Origin of the sequence: Micromonospora pallida (assembly GCF_900090325.1) — a bacterium.
In the GTDB taxonomy this organism is placed as follows: Bacteria; Actinomycetota; Actinomycetes; order Mycobacteriales; family Micromonosporaceae; genus Micromonospora; species Micromonospora pallida.
Genome location: NZ_FMHW01000002.1, coordinates 1,451,642 through 1,468,915, shown reverse-complemented (window position 1 = coordinate 1,468,915; position 17,274 = coordinate 1,451,642). Strand labels below are relative to the sequence as shown.

Here is a 17,274-nt window from a genome sequence, read left to right as displayed (position 1 = left end):
CTCCTGCGCCGTCGACGTGTCGGCGTGTGCCCTCCTGCCTGGACGGAGAAAACCTGTGACGACCCCGCGGGCCGGCGACCACCTCGCGAGCCCCTCGGACCGGGCCTGCCGGCCCACCCTCTCCTCCCGCCCCCAGGTCCCGCAGCCTGCCGGGTCCACGTCCCGTCCCCGCCGGATCCTGATGCTCTCCTGGGAGTACCCGCCGGTGCTCGTCGGCGGGCTCGGCCGGCACGTGCACGCCCTGTCGGTGGCCCTGGCCGCCGCCGGGCACGAGGTCACCGTCGTCACCCGGCACGCCGAGGGCGCTCCGCTGGAGGAGTACGCCGACGGCGTGCGGATCGTCCGGGCGGCCGAGGACCCGGTGACCTTCCCGCTGGCCACCGGTTCGCTGCTGGCCTGGACGATGGCGTTCAACCACACCCTCACCCGGGCCGCGCTGCGCGCCGCCGAGTCCGGTTCGTACGACGTGGTGCACGCCCACGACTGGCTGGTCGCGCACACCGCGATGACCCTCCGGGACCACCTGGACGTGCCGCTGGTGAGCACGATCCACGCCACCGAGGCGGGCCGGCACCAGGGCTGGCTGCCGGAGGAGATGAACCGCACCATCCACGCGGTCGAGCACTGGCTGAGCAACGAGTCCGGCCGGGTGATCGTCTGCTCCGGGTACATGCGGGACGAGGTGAGCGGGCTGTTCGGCGTGCCCGCCGGGCGGGTCGACGTGGTGCCCAACGGGGTCGAGCCGCACCGCTGGAAGGCTCCGGTGGCGGCGGTCGCCGCCGCCCGTCGCCGGTTCGCCGGGGACGGGCCGCTGGTCACCTTCGCCGGCCGGCTGGTCTACGAGAAGGGCGTGCAGCACCTGCTCGCCGGCCTGCCCCGGCTGCGGGACCGGCACCCCGGGCTGCGCGCGGTGATCGTCGGCGACGGCCCGTACCGGGGTGAGCTGGAGGCCGAGGTGCACCGGCTCGGCCTGGCCGACACGGTCAGCCTGCCCGGTTTCCTCGGCGGGACCGACCTGCCCGCGGTGATGGCCGCGTCGGACTGCTTCGCGGTGCCGAGCATCTACGAGCCGTTCGGCATGGTGGCCCTGGAGGGGGCGGCGGCCGGCGCGCCGCTGGCGGTGTCCGCCACCGGTGGCCTCGCCGAGATCGTCGAGCCCGGGGTGACCGGCATGACCTTCCGCCCGCAGGACCCGGAGTCGCTCAGCGCGGCGGTCGACGCGCTGCTGTCGGACACCGAGCGCGCCCGGATGCTGGCCCGCCGGGCCCGCGTCCTGGTGCACGAGCAGTACGGCTGGGCGGCCATCGCGCAGCGGACCGCGGCCACCTACGCCACCGCCATGGCCGGCTCCTCGTCGTTCACCGCCGAGCAGGCCGCCCAGCGGATGGCGTACGGCCGCCCGGCCGCGCCCCCGGTGCACGACGGCAACCTGCTCGCCGCCGCCGGTCTGCGCTGAGTCGGCCGCCGGGCCTGGCACACCGCTCCCCCGGGTCGCGGTGGACCAGGATGCGCAGCGCGTTGCGGTGCGACCACAGGGCCGCGCCCGGGCCCGGCGGTCACACGCCCGCGTCGACGCGGGGCCCCGGCGGCCAGCGCGGGTGCAGTGGGGCGCGGTGGGGTGGGCCGCACAACGTGACGGGCCGCCAGCCCCGGTCGGGGTGGCGGCCCGTCACGTGCGGGGTCGTGGAACGTCAGCGCTCCTCGCGCGGTACGTAGGAGCGCTCCGCGGCGCCGGTGTAGAGCTGACGCGGACGGCCGATCTTGGTCTCCGGGTCACCGATCATCTCGCGCCACTGGGCGATCCAGCCGGGCAACCGGCCGAGCGCGAAGAGCACCGTGAACATCTTGGTGGGGAAACCCATGGCCTTGTAGATGAGGCCGGTGTAGAAGTCCACGTTCGGGTAGAGCTTGCGGGAGACGAAGAAGTCGTCGGCGAGGGCGATCTCCTCGAGCTGCATCGCGAGGTCGAGCAGCGGGTCCGGCTTGGCCATCCGGCCGAGCACGTCCTGGGCGGCCTTCTTCACGATGGCGGCGCGCGGGTCGTAGTTCTTGTAGACCCGGTGGCCGAAGCCCATCAGCTTGACCCCGTCGGCCTTGTCCTTGACCTTGCGGACGAAGGACTGTACGTCACCGCCGTCGGCCTGGATGCGCTGGAGCATCTCCAGCACCGCCTGGTTGGCGCCGCCGTGCAGCGGGCCGAAAAGCGCGTTCACCCCGGCCGAGACCGAGGCGAACAGGTTGGCGTTGCTGGAGCCGACCAGGCGGACCGTGGACGTCGAGCAGTTCTGCTCGTGGTCGGCGTGCAGGATGAAGAGCATGTCCAGCACGCGGGCCATCACCGGGTCGACGTCGTACGGCTCGGCCGGGACCCCGAAGGTCATCCGGAGGAAGTTGTCCACGTAGCCGAGCGAGTTGTCCGGGTAGAGCATCGCCTGCCCGATGGACTTCTTGTGTGCGTACGAGGCGATGGTGGGGACCTTGGCCATCAACCGGACGGTGGACATCTCCACGTGCTCGGCGTCGAACGGGTCCAGGCTGTCCTGGTAGAAGGTCGAGATGGCGCTCACCGCCGAGGAGAGCACCGCCATCGGGTGCGCGTCGCGCGGGAAGCCGTCGAAGAAGCGCCGCATCTCCTCGTGCAGCATCGAGTGCCGGCGGATCCGCTCGCTGAACTCGGCGAGCTGGGTCTCGGTCGGCAGCTCGCCGTAGATGAGCAGGTAGGAGACCTCCAGGAAGGAGGACTTCTCAGCCAGTTGCTCGATCGGGTAGCCCCGGTACCGCAGGATGCCGGCGTCACCGTCGATGTAGGTGATCGCCGAGGAGCAGGCCGCGGTGTTGACGAAGCCGGGGTCGTACGTGACGAGCCCGGTCTCCGCCAGCAACTTACCGGCCCGGATTCCGGCGGGACCTTCGACTGCGGACTGCACCGGCATCGAAAGCTGCCCACCGGGGTGTTCGAGCTTGACTTCCGTCATCTGTCCCTCGCTTCGCCGGCCGAATCTACGTTGAAGGCGCCTTCGCTTTTTGACGAAGGTGCCTTCGCTTTTACCGTAAACGCGATCCCTGTGACACCGCTCGGCATGGTTGGGCGGTGAGGGATGCGTCACCCGATTCCCTATCAGCGGAGTCGGAAACCCCGTCGTGCTGGGCGGAAGCGGACGACCGGCGGCGATCGGACAGGTTCCGACAGTGACGACGAATGATGAGTGGAAATCATCCGAAACCATCCCGACATCGACGGTGGTAAGCCCCCCAACCCGGCCCGGATCCGCCGTCCGGGGTCGGCGGTGGACGGCGAAACCCGTACCACGCAAGGGGTGGACACGTGGCCGAAATCACTCCGCGAACGCCCCTGTCCGGGGTGTCAAAATCAGTCGACCGGCGTCAGCCGGCGCACCGTCCCGTCGGGGGCGATCTGGTAGACGTCGAGCCGGTTCGGACCGGGCCGGAAGAGCGCGTCGTCGGCCAGCAGCGCGGCGAACCGCCGTCCGCCCGGGTCGGGCGGAACCACCGGCACGACCGCGCCGATCCGGCCGTTGACCGCCACGGCCAGCAGGGTGCCGTCGGGTATCCGGTCGGGGACGGTGCCCCAGACCAGCGCGGGCAGTTGGCCGGCGGCCGGGTCGACATCGCGGAACGCGTCGAGGTTCGCCACCCGGACCGTGCCGTCGGCCGGCTGGTCGCCGACGGTGGTGCCCACCAGCGGGTGGGACGCGGGTGGGGCGGGCGGGACGGGGACGCCACCGGGCAGGGTCAGCGGCTCCCCCGGCCGGTCGTAGAAGAGCTTGTCGGCGCGGTCCCGGGGGGCCTGTCGCGCGGACCGCCCGTCGACCGGCCCCGGCAGCCCGATCCGGGCCAGGTCCGCCACGGTCGGCAGCAGGTCGACGTGCTCCCAGTTCCGGTCGTCGACCCGGCCGGCCCGCTGGCCGGGCTCCTTGACGAAGGTCGGCACCCAGGCCACCTCACCCGGGGACCGGCGGATCGCGTCCAGTCCCCGCCCCTGGAAACCGGTGGTGAAGCTGACCCCGTGGTCGGCGGTGACCACCAGCAGCGCCTGGTCGTAGAGGCCGGTGGCGCGCAGCGTCCGCAGCGTCTCGCCGATCAACCGGTCGGTGTAGCCCAGTTGCGCCAGGTGCCGGCGCCGGCCCAGGTCGGCCCAGCCGGCGCCGTCGTCCGGCAGGTCGTCCGGGGCCTCGTACCGGGCGCCCGACGGCAGGTACGCCCACGGGCTGTGCGGCATCAGCAGGTGCAGGAAGTGCAGCGTGGGCTGCGCGGCGGGGCGCAGGCCGGCCAGGAAGCTGGTGAACCGGGCCGGTTGATGGTCGTCCAGGCTGTCCCAGCGGAACTTCGGGTCCGTCGGGGGCGGCTCGGCCGCGTCGAGTCCCACCTCGGCGGCGGTCGGCTCGCGGTAGCTCGCCTCCGGGTCGACCCGGCTCTCCACCGGCGCGACGAGCTGGCGCAACAGGTCGGCGGTGGACCGGACCAGCACCCCGAGCCCCTGCTCGGGGCCGATCGGCTGGTCGCAGCGGCTGGGCGGGCAGAGCCGGGTGATGCTCTCCTGGACGCGCATGTCGTAGCGGCCACCGAGGGCGGTGAAGAGGTTCTCCGGGTACCGGGAGTAGTGCGGGGCGTCCGGTCGGGCTGGGTAGCGGCCGGTCAGCATCGCCGGGAGCGCGTACGGGGTCCAGCCGCTGACCCCGGTGGCGTTGCGGTACCAGGTCGACCCGGCGGCCAGTTCGGCGAAGTGCGGGAACCGGGCCGCGTCGATCCGCCCGTCCGGGCCGAGCAGCGACACCAGCGGAAACTCGTCGAGGACCAGCATCACCACCGGCGGGTGCCCGCCGGGTCCGGTGGCCGCCCCCGCCCCGCGCCGCCGTCGGAGCGCGGCAGCACCACCGCCGAGGCGGGCGAGACGAGGACGAACAGGGCGACGAAGACCGGCGGCCCGACGGCGGCGGCCCGGAGCACCCGTCCGGGCACCCGCCAACGCCGGTGGGCCGCCGCGAGCGCCACTCCCGCCGCCCCGGCCACCACCAGCAGCGGTACGCCCCGCAGCGGGGTCGTCTCCCGGCCCACCTGAACGGCGAGGACGGCGAGCAGCAGCGCGACGAGCACCCGGTGCGCGGCCAGCCGGACGCGCCGTCCGGCCAGCCGGGTCAACGCGCCGAGCCCGGCCAGCGCCGCGGTGGGCGCCACGACGATCAGGGCGAGCAGCGTCCCGGCCTCACCCGGGGTGGCCCGGTGGAACAGGAAGAAGTCGGGGCTGCGGCCGAGCACGTCCAGCAGCGGCTGGGTGACGGTCAGGCCGACCAGGGCGGCCACCTCCAGCAGCCGGCCCAGTTCGACCCGCCAGGCCGACGACCCGGGCACGGGCACCGGATCGGCCCCGACCTCCTCCGGGGCCGCGATGGTCCGTTCAGTCACCCACGATCCCGAGGTACAGGGTCCGGGTCCCGGAGGGCAGGTCGAGGCGACGGACGATCCGACACCGCGCGCCGAGCAGCCGCTCGAACACCTCGGTCCGGTAGTCCGGGAACAGGCCCACCGGCTTGTTGGCCGACAGCCGCCGCGCCATCGGGTCGTCGGGGTGCACGAACTCCGCCACGATCCGCCCGCCGGGACGGGTCAGCCCGACCAGGCAGTCGACCACCTCGGGCAGGGGCACGTTGCGTCCGATCGCCAGGTGGTGCACGACCGCGAGGGCGAGTACGACGTCGGCGTCGGCCCGGTCGGTGAAGGAGGCCCGTTCGACCCCGCGCCAACCCCCTCCGGGCGACGGGTCGGCGAGGTCCATCACCAGGGGCAGGACGCGACCCTCCCGGTCGGCGCGCAGCCGCCGGTAGAGCCGGTCGACGACCCCGGGGTCCTGTTCGACGGCGACCACCTGGTCGGCGAGCCGGGCGGCGAGCCGGGCGTACCGGCCGTCGTTGGCTCCGAGGTCGAGGGCGAGCCGGGGCCGTGGCCCGGCCGCCAGCGCGGCCTCGACGAAGCGTTCCTTGGCGGCCCGGTCCTCCGCCGAGTAGCCACAGGTGCGCTGGTAGTCCGCCCAGTGGCTCTCCGTCGCCGGGTGGTCCAGCCGCTCGACGAGCCGGGTGAGGCCCCGGACGGTGGCCAGCGCCAGTTCCCGGGAGTACCCGGCGGCGCGGAGCTGGTCGCGAACGGCGGCGGTGCTGGCGGTGGCGTGTCGCCGCTGCATCGCCGCGTGCAGGTGCACGTGGGTCGGCACGCCGGGCAGCAGGCGGCGGACGCCCCGGAACAGCGGCCGGAGCTGGTCGGCCTCGATGCCGTCGACCCGGGCCCGCAGCCAGGGCTGGAAGTCCACGCCGAGATGGGCCTGGAGCAGCAGCGGGTAGAGCAACGTCTGGCAGAACTGCCGGTAACCCGCCCAGGGTTCGCCCTCCCGGACCGGCTCGAACGACCCCACGTCGATGAAGACCGGCTCCACGCCGCGCCACTGGACGTTGTAGGCCGAGCCGTCCTTCAGGGTGAACCCGTGGTCGAGGGCGGCGCGGAGGATCTCCAGGTGCAGCAGCGCGGCGTCGCGCAGCATGCCGAACGACCACTCGTACGGGTGGGAGACGAACGGGATCCGTTCGTGCCGCAGCACGGTCGTCCAAGGCACGCCGGGCAGCGGGTCGACCGGTTCGGTGCCGCAGACCTTGCCGGCGGCGAGCAGGGTCCGGAAGAACTCCGTACCGGCCAGGGTCCGGTAGTCCCGGGCGGCCTGCTCGTCGAGGCCGCGCAGCACGTCGCCGCCGAGGTGGAACACCTGGTTGGTCGGGTCACGGAAGGAGCCGGGCTCGGTCCGGAGTCCGGTGTCGGGGATCGTCATCGCCGGTCAGTGCCGGTCGGTGCGCTGCCGCCGGAACCGGTCGGCCAGCCGGCGCCAGTAGAGCTTGGCGGCCACCGCCGCCCCGGCCACGCCGCCCACCACCGCCTGCACGATCAGGCTGCCGGATCCCGCGTCCAGGTAGGCCAGGTGCATCACCGACCTGCTCCCTTCCTCGCCGTTCGGAGTGAGTCCGGCAAGCACCCACCTAAGGCGGTTTGCCCTAAAAGCCGGACTTGTCACCACACACCGTACGCCGCCGCCCGTCCCCACGGGCCCACACCGCCCGACCAGCCCGTTGATCAAGAGGTTCAGGTCAGAAAGCACCGGTTCCGGTGACGCCAACTTCTTGATCGCCAGGCCGGGGCGGGGGTGGCCGCGCCGAGGGGGTGCGGGCGGGGGTGGTGGGTGGGGGCGCTGGGGTGGGGTGGGGGTGGGGGTGGGGGTGGGGGCCGATTTGTTCAAGACGGGTGGGGTGGGGCGGGCCTACCTTCAGGGGCATGACACCACGTTTCGACATGGTCGGGATGGTGACCACCGACCTGGCCCGCACCCTGGACTTCTACCGTCGCCTCGGCGTCGACGTGCCGCCCGGCGCGGAGAACGAGCCGCACGTGGAGGTCACCCTGCCCGGCGGGGTCCGGCTGGCCTGGGACACCGTGGCGACGGTGCGCTCCTTCGACCCGGACTGGCAGCCGGGCGGCGGCGGACCCCGGGTGAGCCTGGCGTTCCGCTGCGCCGACCCAGCCGAGGTCGACCGGTACTACGCGGAGCTGACCGGGGCCGGCTTCACCGGCCACCTCGCCCCGTGGGACGCCTTCTGGGGGCAGCGGTACGCCGTCCTGCACGACCCGGAGGGCAACGGCGTGGATCTCTACGCCCCGCTACCGGACTGAGCCGGCCGGAGCAGCACGGTCGGCGGCACCCCGGCCAGGGCCCGCACGTCGCGGGTCAGGTGCGCCTGGTCGGCGTACCCGCTGCGGGCGGCCACCTCGGCCAACGGCGTACCGGTGCGGGCCAGGGCCAGCGCCCGTCGCATCCGCAGAATGCGGGCGAGGGTCTTCGGGCCGTACCCGAACAGGGCCAGACAGCGACGGTGCAGGACGCGCGGGTCGAGGCCCACCTCGGCGGCGGTCGTGGCGACCGTGGCCCCGGCCGCCAGCCGGCCGGCGACCCGGACGCCCAGCGGGTCCACGCCGCCGGCCGCGCGCAACCGCGTCAGCGCGACCGCCGTCAGGGCCTCCCCCGGGGCCCGGTCCGCCCGCTCGGCCAGCTCGGCGGTCGCCCGGTCGCCCCACAGGTCGGCCAGCGGCACCCGCCGGTCCCGCAGTTCGTCGGCGGGCACGCCGAGCACCGCCGGCCCGGTGCCGGGCGGCAACCGCAGGCCGACCCACCGCTCCCCCGGGCCGCTGACCGAGAGGTACGCCGTCCGGTCCGGCCCGGCCACCAGCAGCCCCGACCGACTGGACCAGAGCAGGTCCAGGCACCCGTCGGGCAACACCCGGGTCGCGACGGTGTCCGCCGGGACGGTGCTGGTCCACAGCACCGTCCCGGCGATCGGCGCCCGACGTTCCCGATACACACCCCCACCCTGCCACCCACCAGGCCCCGCCCACCCGACCGCCCGGTTGATCAAGAGGTTTGGGTCAGCAAGCGTCGGTTCCGGTGACGCCAACTTCTTGATCAACTGCGGTGGTCGGGTAGGGTGGGGTGGGGGTCAGCGGCGGTGGTGCATTGCGGCGCGCAGCAGCACGAAGCGCAGCACCGTGGCGGCCAGGTTCGCCGCGACCAGCACCACCAACTCCACCAGGCGGGGCGGGGTGGCGGTCACCGCGTGCAGCCCGGCGAGCGCGCCGCTGGTCAGCGCCAGCCCGAGCCCGAAGGCGAGCAAGCCCTGCAGGTGGTGCCGGCCGGCGTGCCGGCGACCGCTGATGCCGAAGGTGAGCCGCCGGTTCGCCGCCGTGTTCCCCACCGCCGTGACTAGCAAGGCCAGCAGGTTCGCCGGTTGCGCGCCGAGCACGCTCCGGGCGGCCAAAAAGATCACCAGGTACGCGAGGGTGCTCGCCACCCCCACCGCCGCGAACCGGGCCACCTGCCGGGGCAGCCCGACCGGCACCCGGTCCGGCGGCGCGCGCAGCGGGGCCCGGCCGAGCTGTCCGCGCAACTCGGTCAGGGGCAGCGCGCCGGTGAGCAGGGCCCGTCCGAGCCGCCCGATACCCCGTACGTCCGCCACGGCGGTGGCGACGATGTCCACCCGGCTGTCCGGGTCGTCGACCCAGTCCACCGGCACCTCGTGGATACGCAGCCCGGCCCGCTCGGCGAGCACCAGCAACTCGGTGTCGAAGAACCAGCCGGTGTCCTCGACCAGCGGCAGCAGCCGGGCCGCCACGTCCAACCGGATCGCCTTGAACCCGCACTGCGCGTCGGAGAAACGGGTGGACAGGGTGCCGCGCAGCAACAGGTTGTAGCCCCGGGAGATCACCTCCCGCTTGGCCCCCCGGACCACCCGCGAGCTGCGCGCCAACCGGGTGCCGATGGCCAGGTCCGAGTGACCGGAGATGAGCGGGGCGACCAGCGGCAACAGCGCGGCCAGGTCGGTGCTGAGGTCCACGTCCATGTACGCCAGCACGGAACCGGGTGAGGCCGACCAGGCCGCCCGCAACGCCCGACCACGGCCCTTCGCGTCCAGGTGCAGCACCTCGACGCCGGGCAGTTCGGCGGCGATCCCCTGCGCCACCGCCAGGGTGGCGTCGGTGCTGGCGTTGTCGGCGATGGTGATCCGGAACGGGTACGGGAAGTTTCCGGCCAGGTGGGCGTGCAGCCAGCGGACGCAGGGGCCGAGGCCGACCTCCTCGTTGTAGACGGGCACCACCACGTCCAGCAGGGTCGGCGGCGCGTCCCGCCAGGCCGGCACGACCGATCCGATTTCCGGGGAGTACGTCATGCTCAGCCCTGCTTTCCGCTGCTCAGGTCGTAGAGGGTGACGCTGTCGACGGTCTGCGCCGTGAAGTTCTCGGCGACCCAGGCGGCGATCTCGGCCGAGGCGTTGCTGCCGCTGTTGGCCCGGAAGCCACCGCCGCCGAGGAAGAAGTGGATCTCGCCGTCGGCGACGTACCGCTGGAACTCGGCGAGCGTGGGCGACGGGTCACTGCCGTTGAAGCCGCCGATCGCCATCACCGGTTCGCCGGTGGCCAACTGGTAGCCGGAGGCGTTGTTCGATCCGACGGTGGCGGCGATCCAGGTGTAGTCGTCGCTGTCGGACTCGAGCAGGGCGCGCAGTTCCGCGCTCGGTTCGGTGGCGTTGAGCAGCCCGCCCATGCCACCACCCCGGGTCACGTTCCCGCCGCCCGGTGCCGCCCCGCCGGTCGAGCCGCCGGGCAACTGGCCGGTCATGCCGCCGGGAGCCTGCCCGCCGGTCGTGCCGCCCGGCGCCTGACCGGCACCGGGGAGCTGGCCGCCGCCGGGGAAGCCCGGGAACCCGCCGCCGCCCGGCCCGGTCTGGCCGTCGGTCTGGCCGTCCTGGCCGGGCCGGCCGCCGTCCCCGCCGGGGAACTGGCCGTCGTCGGGCCGCTGCATCCGGCCCGGGCCGCCACCGAAGCCGGCCTGGACCGCCGGCCCGGCGCTGGGGATGGAGCCGGTGTGCGGCGTGCCGGCGGTCTGCACCGCGTACGCCGCCGGACCGGCCAGTGCCGTCACCGCCCCCACAGCCAACACCAGCGGGGTCAGCCGGCGGGCGAGCCGGCCGGAGGCCAGCACCAGCAGTGCCGCCGCCAGTCCGGCCACCAGCACCACCGTCCGCAGCCAGGGGTACCAGTCGGGGCTGCGCCCGAGCAGCGTCCACGACCACCAGGCGGTGACGGCGACGGTGACCGCCAGCGCCCCGGTGGCGAACCAGCCGCGCCAGCGGGGCGCGGGCCGCCCGGACGGCACCGCGACGACACCGGCCGCGCTCGCGCCGTCGGCCCCGAGCTGGACCGGGCCGGCGGACCGGACCGAGTCGGCGGACCGGACCGAGTCGGCCTCAGCAGAGCCGGCCGGGCCGGTTTCGGCGGAGCCGGCCGGAAGGGGGATGGCGGCGGCGCTGCCGGCGCGGTGCCGCCAGAGCAGGGTGGCGCCGATGCCGACCAGGGCGCCGACCGCCGGGGCCAGGGCGACCGTGTAGTACGCGTGGAAGATGCCGTCCATGAGGCTGAAAACCGCGCCGGTGACCAGCAGCCAGCCGCCCCAGAGCAGCAGGCCGGCCCGCGTACGGTCGGTCCGGGTCGCCCGGCCGGTCAGCAGCAGCCCGGCGGCGAGCAGGATCAGCGCGGCCGGGAGCAGCCAGGAGATCTGCCCACCGACCTCGGTGTCGAACATCCGCAGCAGACCGGTCTGTCCGGAGAACGGCCCGCCGCCGCGCGACCCGACGCTGCCGACCTCGTCGCCGGTGAGCCGGCCGAGCCCGTTGTAGCCGAGAGTCAGTTCGAGGATGCTGTTGGTCTGCGAGCCGCCGACGTAGGGGCGGGCGCTCGCCGGGACCAGCTCGACGATCGCCACCCACCAGCCAGCGGCGGCCACCAGGCCCAGTCCGGCGAGGAGGAGCTGCCGGATCCGTCGCCAGAACCCGGTCGGCGCGGCACCAGGTAGACCCCGGCGAAGACCGGCACCACCAGGAACGCCTGGAGCATCTTGGTCAGGAAGCCGAACCCGACGAGCGCCCCGACCAGCACGATCCACCGGGTCGAGGCCGCTTCCAGGGCCCGTACGGTGGCGTAGGCAGCGACGGTGAGCAGGAGCACCAGCAGGGCGTCCGGATTGTTGAACCGGAACATCAGCGTGGCGACCGGGGTGAGCGCGAGCACCGTACCGGCAATCAGCCCGGCGGCCGGGCCGTACCAGCGGCGGACGGTCGCGTACAGCACGCCGACCGTGGCGACGCCGAGCAGCGCCTGCGGGACGAGGATCGACCACGAGCTGAGCCCGAAGACGCGTACGGAGAGGGCCATCAGCCACAGCGACGCCGGGGTCTTGTCGACGGTGATCGAGTTGGCCGCGTCGGAGGAGCCGTAGAGGAACGCCGTCCAGCTCTCCGAGCCGGCCTGCACGGCGGCCGAGTAGTACGCGTTCGCCCAGCCGGACTCCCCCAGCCCCCACAGGTAGAGCAGGGCGGTCCCGACCAGCAGCACGGCCAACGCCGGCCGGGTCCAGATCGCGCGGGCCGCCGCCGGTGCGGGCTGCGGCGGGGGTGGGACGGGGTGCGGGTCCGGCACGACGGCCGGGGCGGGGACCGGCTCGGGCGCGGTCAGCAGGGTCTCTGTTCTCTCCATGCCGGCAAGCCTCGGCGGCTCGGCTGGCCCGCCCCCGTGAGAAGCCTATGACCCCGCTGTGCGATGCGGCAGCCGGACCGTGAACACGGTCCGGCCGGGCCGACTGTCCACAGTGACCTGCCCATGGTGGGCCTCCACCACGGCCGCCACGATGGCCAGACCGAGGCCGGTGCTGCCGTGCGCCCGCGAACGGGAGCTGTCCCCCGGGCGAACCGCTCGAACACCTCCGGTTGCAGCTCGGCCGGGACACCGGGGCCGTCGTCGGCGACGGTCAGCACGGCGGCGTCCGGTTCGGCACGCAGCGTGGTGGTGACCGTGCTGCCGGACGGGGTGTGCACCCGGGCGTTGGTCAGCAGGTTCGTCAGGACCTGGTGCAGCCGGGCGGCGTCGCCGGGCACCTCGACCGCCTCGTCGGGCAGGTCGAGCTGCCAACGGTGCTCGGGGCCGGCGACGTGCGCGTCGCTGACCGCGTCGACCACCAGCGCGGAGAGGTCGACCGGCTCGGAGACCAGGGGTCGCCCGGAGTCGAGTCGGGCCAGCAGCAGCAGGTCGTCCACGAGGCTGGTCATCCGGGCGCTCTCCGACTCCACCCGGCGCAGCGCGTGCGCCACGTCGGGCGGGGCCTGCGCCCGTCCCCGGCGGGCCACCTCCGCGTAGCCGCGGATGGCGGCGAGCGGGGTACGCAGCTCGTGGCTGGCGTCGGCGACGAACTGGCGTACCCGGGTCTCGCTGGCCTGGCGGGCGGCGAGGGCGGCGGCGACGTGCCCGAGCATCCGGTTGAGCGCGGCGCCGACCTGGCCGACCTCGGTACGCGGATCGGTGTCGGCGGCCGGCACCCGGACCGACAGGGCGACCTCGCCCCGGTCCAACGGCAGTTCGGTGACCCGGGTGGCGGTGGCGGCGACCCGGCGCAGCGGACGCAGCGTGGCCTGGACGATCAGCGCACCGGCCGAGCCGGCGAGCAGCAGGCCGACGGTGGCGAGACCGGCCTGCGCGGCGACCATCCACCAGACGGTCTCCTGCACGCCGGCCAGGGGCACACCGAGTGCCCGGGTGGTGCCGTCCCGGAACTCCTGCGCCACGAACCGGTACTCGCCCCGCTCGCCGAGGTCGACGGTGCGGGGCCGCCCGTCGGTGGGCAGTCGGGTGATCGCCGCGACCTGATCCGGGGCCACCGTCTCGTCGTCCTCGCCGACGGTACGCGTCAGGGCGGCGAGGACCTCGCCGTCGGCGGTCTGGGCGACGATCGTGCCGGTCGGGAAGCTGGGCGGGATACGCAGAAGGCGACCCTCGACGATGTCCGGCAGCGGCCCGCCGGGCGCGGCCGGTCCCCGGGGCTGCCAGGTCGAGTCCAGCTGGTCGTCGACCTGGGCGATCAGGAAGTGCCGCAGCGCCACCGTGGTGACGCCGCCGACCCCGACGCTGACCAGAGCGAGCAGCGCGACGACGATGGCCACCAGCCGGGCGCGCAGGGACCAGCCGGCCAGCCAGCGCCGCAGCGACCAGCGGGGGCCAGGCTCACGGGGCTGGCTTGAGGACATACCCCGCCCCACGCAGCGTGTGGATCATCGGCTCCCGGCCGGCGTCGATCTTCTTCCGCAGGTACGAGATGTACAGCTCGACGACGTTCGCCTGGCCCCCGAAGTCGTAGTTCCAGACATGGTCGAGGATCTGCGCCTTGCTGAGCACCCGGCGGGGGTTGCGCATCAGGTAGCGGAGCAGTTCGAACTCGGTGGCGGTGAGGGTGATCAGGTCGTCGCCCCGGCGTACCTCGTGGCTGTCCTCGTCCAGACTGAGGTCGCCGACGATGAGGACGGCCTCCTCGCGGGCCGCGACGGCCAGCCCGGCGCGCCGCAGCAGCGCCCGGAGCCGGGCGATCACCTCCTCCAGGCTGAACGGCTTGGTGACGTAGTCGTCACCGCCGACGGTCAGCCCGGCGATCCGGTCCTGCACCGCGTCCCGGGCGGTCAGGAAGAGCACCGGCACGTTCGGGGCCTGCTCGCGCAGCCGGCGCAGTACCTGGAAGCCGTCCAGGTCGGGCAGCATGACGTCGAGCACCACCACGTCCGGGCGGACCTGGCGGACGCTGCTCAGCGCGGACATGCCGTTGCCGGCGGTCGCCACCTGCCAACCCTCGTAGCGCAGCGCCATGGCGAGCAGGTCGGTCAGGGTCGGCTCGTCGTCGACCACCAGCACCCGGACCGGCCCGCCGTCCGGACGGCGCAACTCGACCCGGCCCGGCAGCGCATGCCCATCGGTCACCATGGCCACATCCTGACCCGAGGCACTGTGTCCCACCTCGGCGTTTCCTGTGCGCCACCTGTGCGGCGCCCACACCCCCAGCAACGGAGACACCACCGTCCTCGTTCTCGATAGCGTACGAATCGTGTCTTTCTGTCGGAGGGTGACATGCGCGCGATCGGCAGGGGGCTCGCCGGGGTGACGGCGGTAGCCGCGCTGGCGGCCTGCGGTGGTACCGGCGTCGACTCACCGGCCGGCGGGCAGCAGGCCGGGCTACCCCCGCCGGTGACCGGTACGCCGGCCGTCCGAGCCGGGTGGACCTCCTGCGCGGTCGACGCGCCCACCGAGTTCGGCGATGCCTCGTGGGCCGCCCTCACCCTGCCGCGCCTCGGCACCGACTTCGTGCCCACGGCCGCGATCCACTGCCAACTCGAGCCGAAGCAACGCGCCAAAGGCGGCGTGGACCTGGTCCTCACCGAGAGCCGGGCCACCGAGTTGACGGCTCTGCTCGCCGCGCTGCGTCTGTCCGACACCCCGCCCACCACCGACGCCTGCAACCTGGACGCACCCCCGGTGCCGAACCTGCTGCTGCTCGACGGAGAGGGCCGGTGGATCCGGCCGGGGCTGCCGGTCGACGGCTGCGGCAAACCGCTCCCCGAAGTACTGGAGGCCGTACGTGGCCTGCGGCTGACCACCGTCACCGAGAAGGTCGTACGGGAACTCGAGTCGGCCGAGGCGTCCGCTTCCGGATGCGGCCAGGAGTCGTCGGACGTGGTGGCCACCGAGACCGGGGATCCGGCGTCCCTCGCGCGACCGGGCCGGGTGGCGATCTCGTTCCCGTCCACCGTGCCCCTGCGGTTGTGCGTGTTCCGGGTGCCGGTGAAGCAGCAGGGGACGCCTCAGCCCGCCGGGACCTTCGAGTACGGACTGGTCCTCCCACAGCAGCGACGCGAATCCGTCGAGCGGGCGTTGACCGCACTGCCTCCGGCGAAGAAGTGCACGGGCGCCGCGGACCGGTTCGCCGTGCTGTGGGCGACCGACCGCACGGGTGGCGAGGTCTACGTCGAACTCGACCACTGCCGGCGGGTCCTGACCAGGCCGATGTCCGGCCCGCCGATCCTGGCCCAGGCCGACACCACGCTCGTCGGACTACTCCGCAGGAAGTCCTGACTTCCGTCAGGGGCGGTGGCTGCCGATCAGCAGATGTGTCCGTCGGGTCCGGCCGGTCGGCTCAGGTCGAGGTCTGCCCGTCGAGCGTCTCGCGCAGGATGTCGGCGTGCCCGGCGTGCTGGGCGGTCTCGGCGATGACATGCATCAGCACCCGACGCACGCTGCGCACCTCTCTCTGTTCGTTCCAGGGCGCCTCCGGCATCGGGTAGGTCGCGGACAGGTCGGGGAGGGCGGCGACGACCTCAGCGCTGCGGGCGGCGACCTGCTCGTAACGGGCGAGGATCCCGGTGAGCGTCTCGCCGGGTCCCATCCGGAAGTCGTTCTGGTGGTCGATCGCCCACTGCGGGACCTCGCGCGCGGTACCGGCCATGAAGTCGGCCCAGGTGACCCCCTCGGGCATGTCGAAGCGGAGCGCCGACGGGCCCTCGACCACGAACCGCAGCCATCCCTCCTCCATCGACGTGACGTGCTTGATCAGCCCGCCCAGGCACAGCGCACTGGCCGTCGGGCGCTCGCCGAGTTGCTCGTCGCTGAGCCCGCGGACGGTGTTGGTCAGGGCGGATCGCGCCGTCGCGAGTGCGGCGATCAGGTCGGCCCGCTCGGTGTCGAGGGTCAAGGGGGGCGTGGCGGTGGTGGTCACGGTGTTCGGGCCCTTCGGTTTGTCGTCGTTGAGTGGCACGCGACCACAGTCGCAGGCAAAGCGGTCAGGAAGTGTCCGCTTCTCCGGGCAGTATGGGGATCATGCCGAAAACTTCAGCGCGACTGCTGGCGTTGCTCTCGCTGCTCCAGACCCGCCGGGACTGGCCGGGGGCGCTGCTGGCCGAGCGGCTGGACATCAGCCCACGCACCGTGCGGCGGGACGTCGACCGGCTACGCGAGCTCGGCTATCCCATCGTGGCCTTCAAGGGACCCGACGGTGGGTACCGGCTCGACGCCGGCGCGCAGTTGCCTCCGTTGCTGTTCGACGACGAGCAGGCCGTCGCGCTGGCGATCGCACTCCAGATCGCCACCACCACTCGTGCCGGCATCGAGGAGGCCGCCGCACGCGCGCTGCACACCGTCCGGCAGGTCATGCCTGCCCGGCTGCGCCACCGGATCGACACCATCCAGGTCACCGCCGTCGAGCGGCCCACGATCCGGCCGGACCATAAGGTCGACAGCACCGTGCTCCTGGCGCTCAGCGCCGCCGTCCACGCCCGCGAGGTGCTCCGCTTCGACTATCCCCCATCAGCGGTGGCCGACCACGGCGCCCAGACCCCGCCGCGCCGGGTGCAGCCGCACCACCTCGTCACCTGGGGTGGGCGCTGGTATCTCGTCGCCTGGGACCTCGACCGTCAGGACTGGCGTACCTTCCGCGCCGACCGGATCACTCCGCGCACCCCCACCGGACCCCGCTTCACCCCGCGCGAGCTGCCCGGAGGTGAGGTCGCCGCCTTCGTGGTCAGCAGGTTCTGGGGCTCTGGCGACTGGCCCTGTCGCGGCGAGGTGATCCTCGACCTACCCGCCGCCGTGGTGTCCCGTTACACCAGTGACGGAGTCGTCGAGGAACTCGGTCCGGACCGCTGCCGGCTCGTCCTGGGCTCGTGGTCGTGGCACGGTCTGGCCGCCGCCATCGGCAGGTTCGACGCCGACATCGAGGTCGTCGGTCCGGCCGAACTCAGGGACGCCTTCGCGCACCTGGCCCGCCGCTACGCCGACGCCGCGACCGGTGTCCGCACCAGGTAGGCG

11 protein-coding genes and 3 pseudogenes are annotated in these 17,274 nt (G+C 73.6%); 4 read left to right on the top strand and 10 right to left on the bottom strand.

What is annotated here, in order from left to right; all coding sequences use genetic code 11:
* Positions 1–55 precede the first annotated feature (55 nt).
* Entirely contained in the window at positions 56–1,456 is a 1,401-nt protein-coding gene (locus tag GA0074692_RS06440) for a glycosyltransferase family 4 protein (protein WP_091640385.1), read from the top strand.
* A 235-nt stretch (positions 1,457–1,691) separates the two neighbouring features.
* On the opposite strand, the gene GA0074692_RS06435 is transcribed toward GA0074692_RS06440, so the two are convergent.
* The 4 genes and pseudogenes from GA0074692_RS06435 to GA0074692_RS34580 form a co-directional block, all read right to left on the bottom strand.
* Positions 1,692–2,975 (bottom strand): citrate synthase, encoded by a 1,284-nt coding sequence (locus GA0074692_RS06435; RefSeq protein ID WP_091640382.1) that lies wholly within the window; start codon positions 2,973–2,975, stop codon positions 1,692–1,694.
* A 395-nt stretch (positions 2,976–3,370) separates the two neighbouring features.
* Positions 3,371–5,424: pseudogene (locus GA0074692_RS06430) on the bottom strand (sulfatase-like hydrolase/transferase).
* A complete protein-coding gene (locus tag GA0074692_RS06425; protein WP_091640380.1) occupies positions 5,417–6,832 on the bottom strand; it encodes a class I SAM-dependent methyltransferase in 1,416 nt (471 codons plus the stop codon). Before GA0074692_RS06425 ends, GA0074692_RS06430 begins: the two are co-directional and overlap by 8 nt.
* Before the next feature lie 6 nt (positions 6,833–6,838).
* A complete protein-coding gene (locus tag GA0074692_RS34580) occupies positions 6,839–6,988 on the bottom strand; it encodes a hypothetical protein (RefSeq protein WP_170107785.1) in 150 nt (49 codons plus the stop codon).
* Positions 6,989–7,329: 341 nt separating this feature from the next.
* Between GA0074692_RS34580 and GA0074692_RS06420 the strand changes: the two genes are divergently transcribed.
* The gene (locus GA0074692_RS06420) at positions 7,330–7,725 is read left to right on the top strand and encodes a VOC family protein (RefSeq protein ID WP_091640377.1); all 396 of its coding nucleotides are present in this window, start codon (positions 7,330–7,332) and stop codon (positions 7,723–7,725) included.
* Here GA0074692_RS06420 and GA0074692_RS06415 read toward each other — a convergent pair.
* The 5 genes and pseudogenes from GA0074692_RS06415 to GA0074692_RS06395 all read right to left on the bottom strand — a co-directional run bounded on the left by GA0074692_RS06415 (position 7,704) and on the right by GA0074692_RS06395 (position 14,400).
* Complete coding sequence (locus tag GA0074692_RS06415; RefSeq protein WP_091640374.1) at positions 7,704–8,411, bottom strand: helix-turn-helix domain-containing protein; 708 nt, start codon at positions 8,409–8,411, stop codon at positions 7,704–7,706. The genes GA0074692_RS06420 and GA0074692_RS06415 overlap by 22 nt on opposite strands.
* A gap of 135 nt (positions 8,412–8,546) precedes the next feature.
* On the bottom strand, positions 8,547–9,773 hold the full coding sequence (locus GA0074692_RS06410; protein ID WP_091640371.1) for a bifunctional glycosyltransferase family 2/GtrA family protein: 1,227 nt from the start codon (positions 9,771–9,773) through the stop codon (positions 8,547–8,549).
* A 2-nt stretch (positions 9,774–9,775) separates the two neighbouring features.
* Positions 9,776–12,135: pseudogene (locus GA0074692_RS06405) on the bottom strand (mannosyltransferase YkcB-related protein).
* A gap of 45 nt (positions 12,136–12,180) precedes the next feature.
* Positions 12,181–13,676 (bottom strand): annotated as a pseudogene (locus GA0074692_RS06400) (sensor histidine kinase).
* Positions 13,654–14,400 carry a response regulator transcription factor gene (locus GA0074692_RS06395; protein ID WP_091640368.1) on the bottom strand — a complete coding sequence of 249 codons (747 nt, stop codon included), beginning with the start codon at positions 14,398–14,400 and terminating at the stop codon, positions 13,654–13,656. The pseudogene GA0074692_RS06400 and the gene GA0074692_RS06395 overlap by 23 nt, the downstream one beginning before the upstream one ends.
* A 144-nt stretch (positions 14,401–14,544) precedes the next feature.
* Between GA0074692_RS06395 and GA0074692_RS06390 the strand changes: the two genes are divergently transcribed.
* Entirely contained in the window at positions 14,545–15,546 is a 1,002-nt protein-coding gene (locus GA0074692_RS06390; protein ID WP_091640365.1) for a hypothetical protein, read from the top strand.
* A 61-nt stretch (positions 15,547–15,607) separates the two neighbouring features.
* On the opposite strand, the gene GA0074692_RS06385 is transcribed toward GA0074692_RS06390, so the two are convergent.
* Positions 15,608–16,225 carry a DinB family protein gene (locus tag GA0074692_RS06385; protein WP_245730200.1) on the bottom strand — a complete coding sequence of 206 codons (618 nt, stop codon included), beginning with the start codon at positions 16,223–16,225 and terminating at the stop codon, positions 15,608–15,610.
* Between the two features lie 62 nt (positions 16,226–16,287).
* Here GA0074692_RS06385 and GA0074692_RS06380 point away from each other — a divergent pair, with 62 nt between their 5' ends.
* Entirely contained in the window at positions 16,288–17,271 is a 984-nt protein-coding gene (locus tag GA0074692_RS06380) for a WYL domain-containing protein (protein ID WP_091652761.1), read from the top strand.
* Positions 17,272–17,274: the final 3 nt, after the last annotated feature.

What these genes read in the sequence shown, in the direction of transcription:
- GA0074692_RS06435 (WP_091640382.1), bottom strand. Translation starts at nt 2,975, where the DNA reads ATGACGGAAGTCAAGCTCGAACACCCCGGTGGGCAGCTTTCGATGCCG.
- GA0074692_RS06425 (WP_091640380.1), bottom strand. Translation starts at nt 6,832, where the DNA reads ATGACGATCCCCGACACCGGACTCCGGACCGAGCCCGGCTCCTTCCGT.
- GA0074692_RS06420 (WP_091640377.1), top strand. Translation starts at nt 7,330, where the DNA reads ATGACACCACGTTTCGACATGGTCGGGATGGTGACCACCGACCTGGCC.
- GA0074692_RS06410 (WP_091640371.1), bottom strand. Translation starts at nt 9,773, where the DNA reads ATGACGTACTCCCCGGAAATCGGATCGGTCGTGCCGGCCTGGCGGGAC.
- GA0074692_RS06395 (WP_091640368.1), bottom strand. Translation starts at nt 14,400, where the DNA reads ATGGTGACCGATGGGCATGCGCTGCCGGGCCGGGTCGAGTTGCGCCGT.
- GA0074692_RS06390 (WP_091640365.1), top strand. Translation starts at nt 14,545, where the DNA reads ATGCGCGCGATCGGCAGGGGGCTCGCCGGGGTGACGGCGGTAGCCGCG.
- GA0074692_RS06380 (WP_091652761.1), top strand. Translation starts at nt 16,288, where the DNA reads ATGCCGAAAACTTCAGCGCGACTGCTGGCGTTGCTCTCGCTGCTCCAG.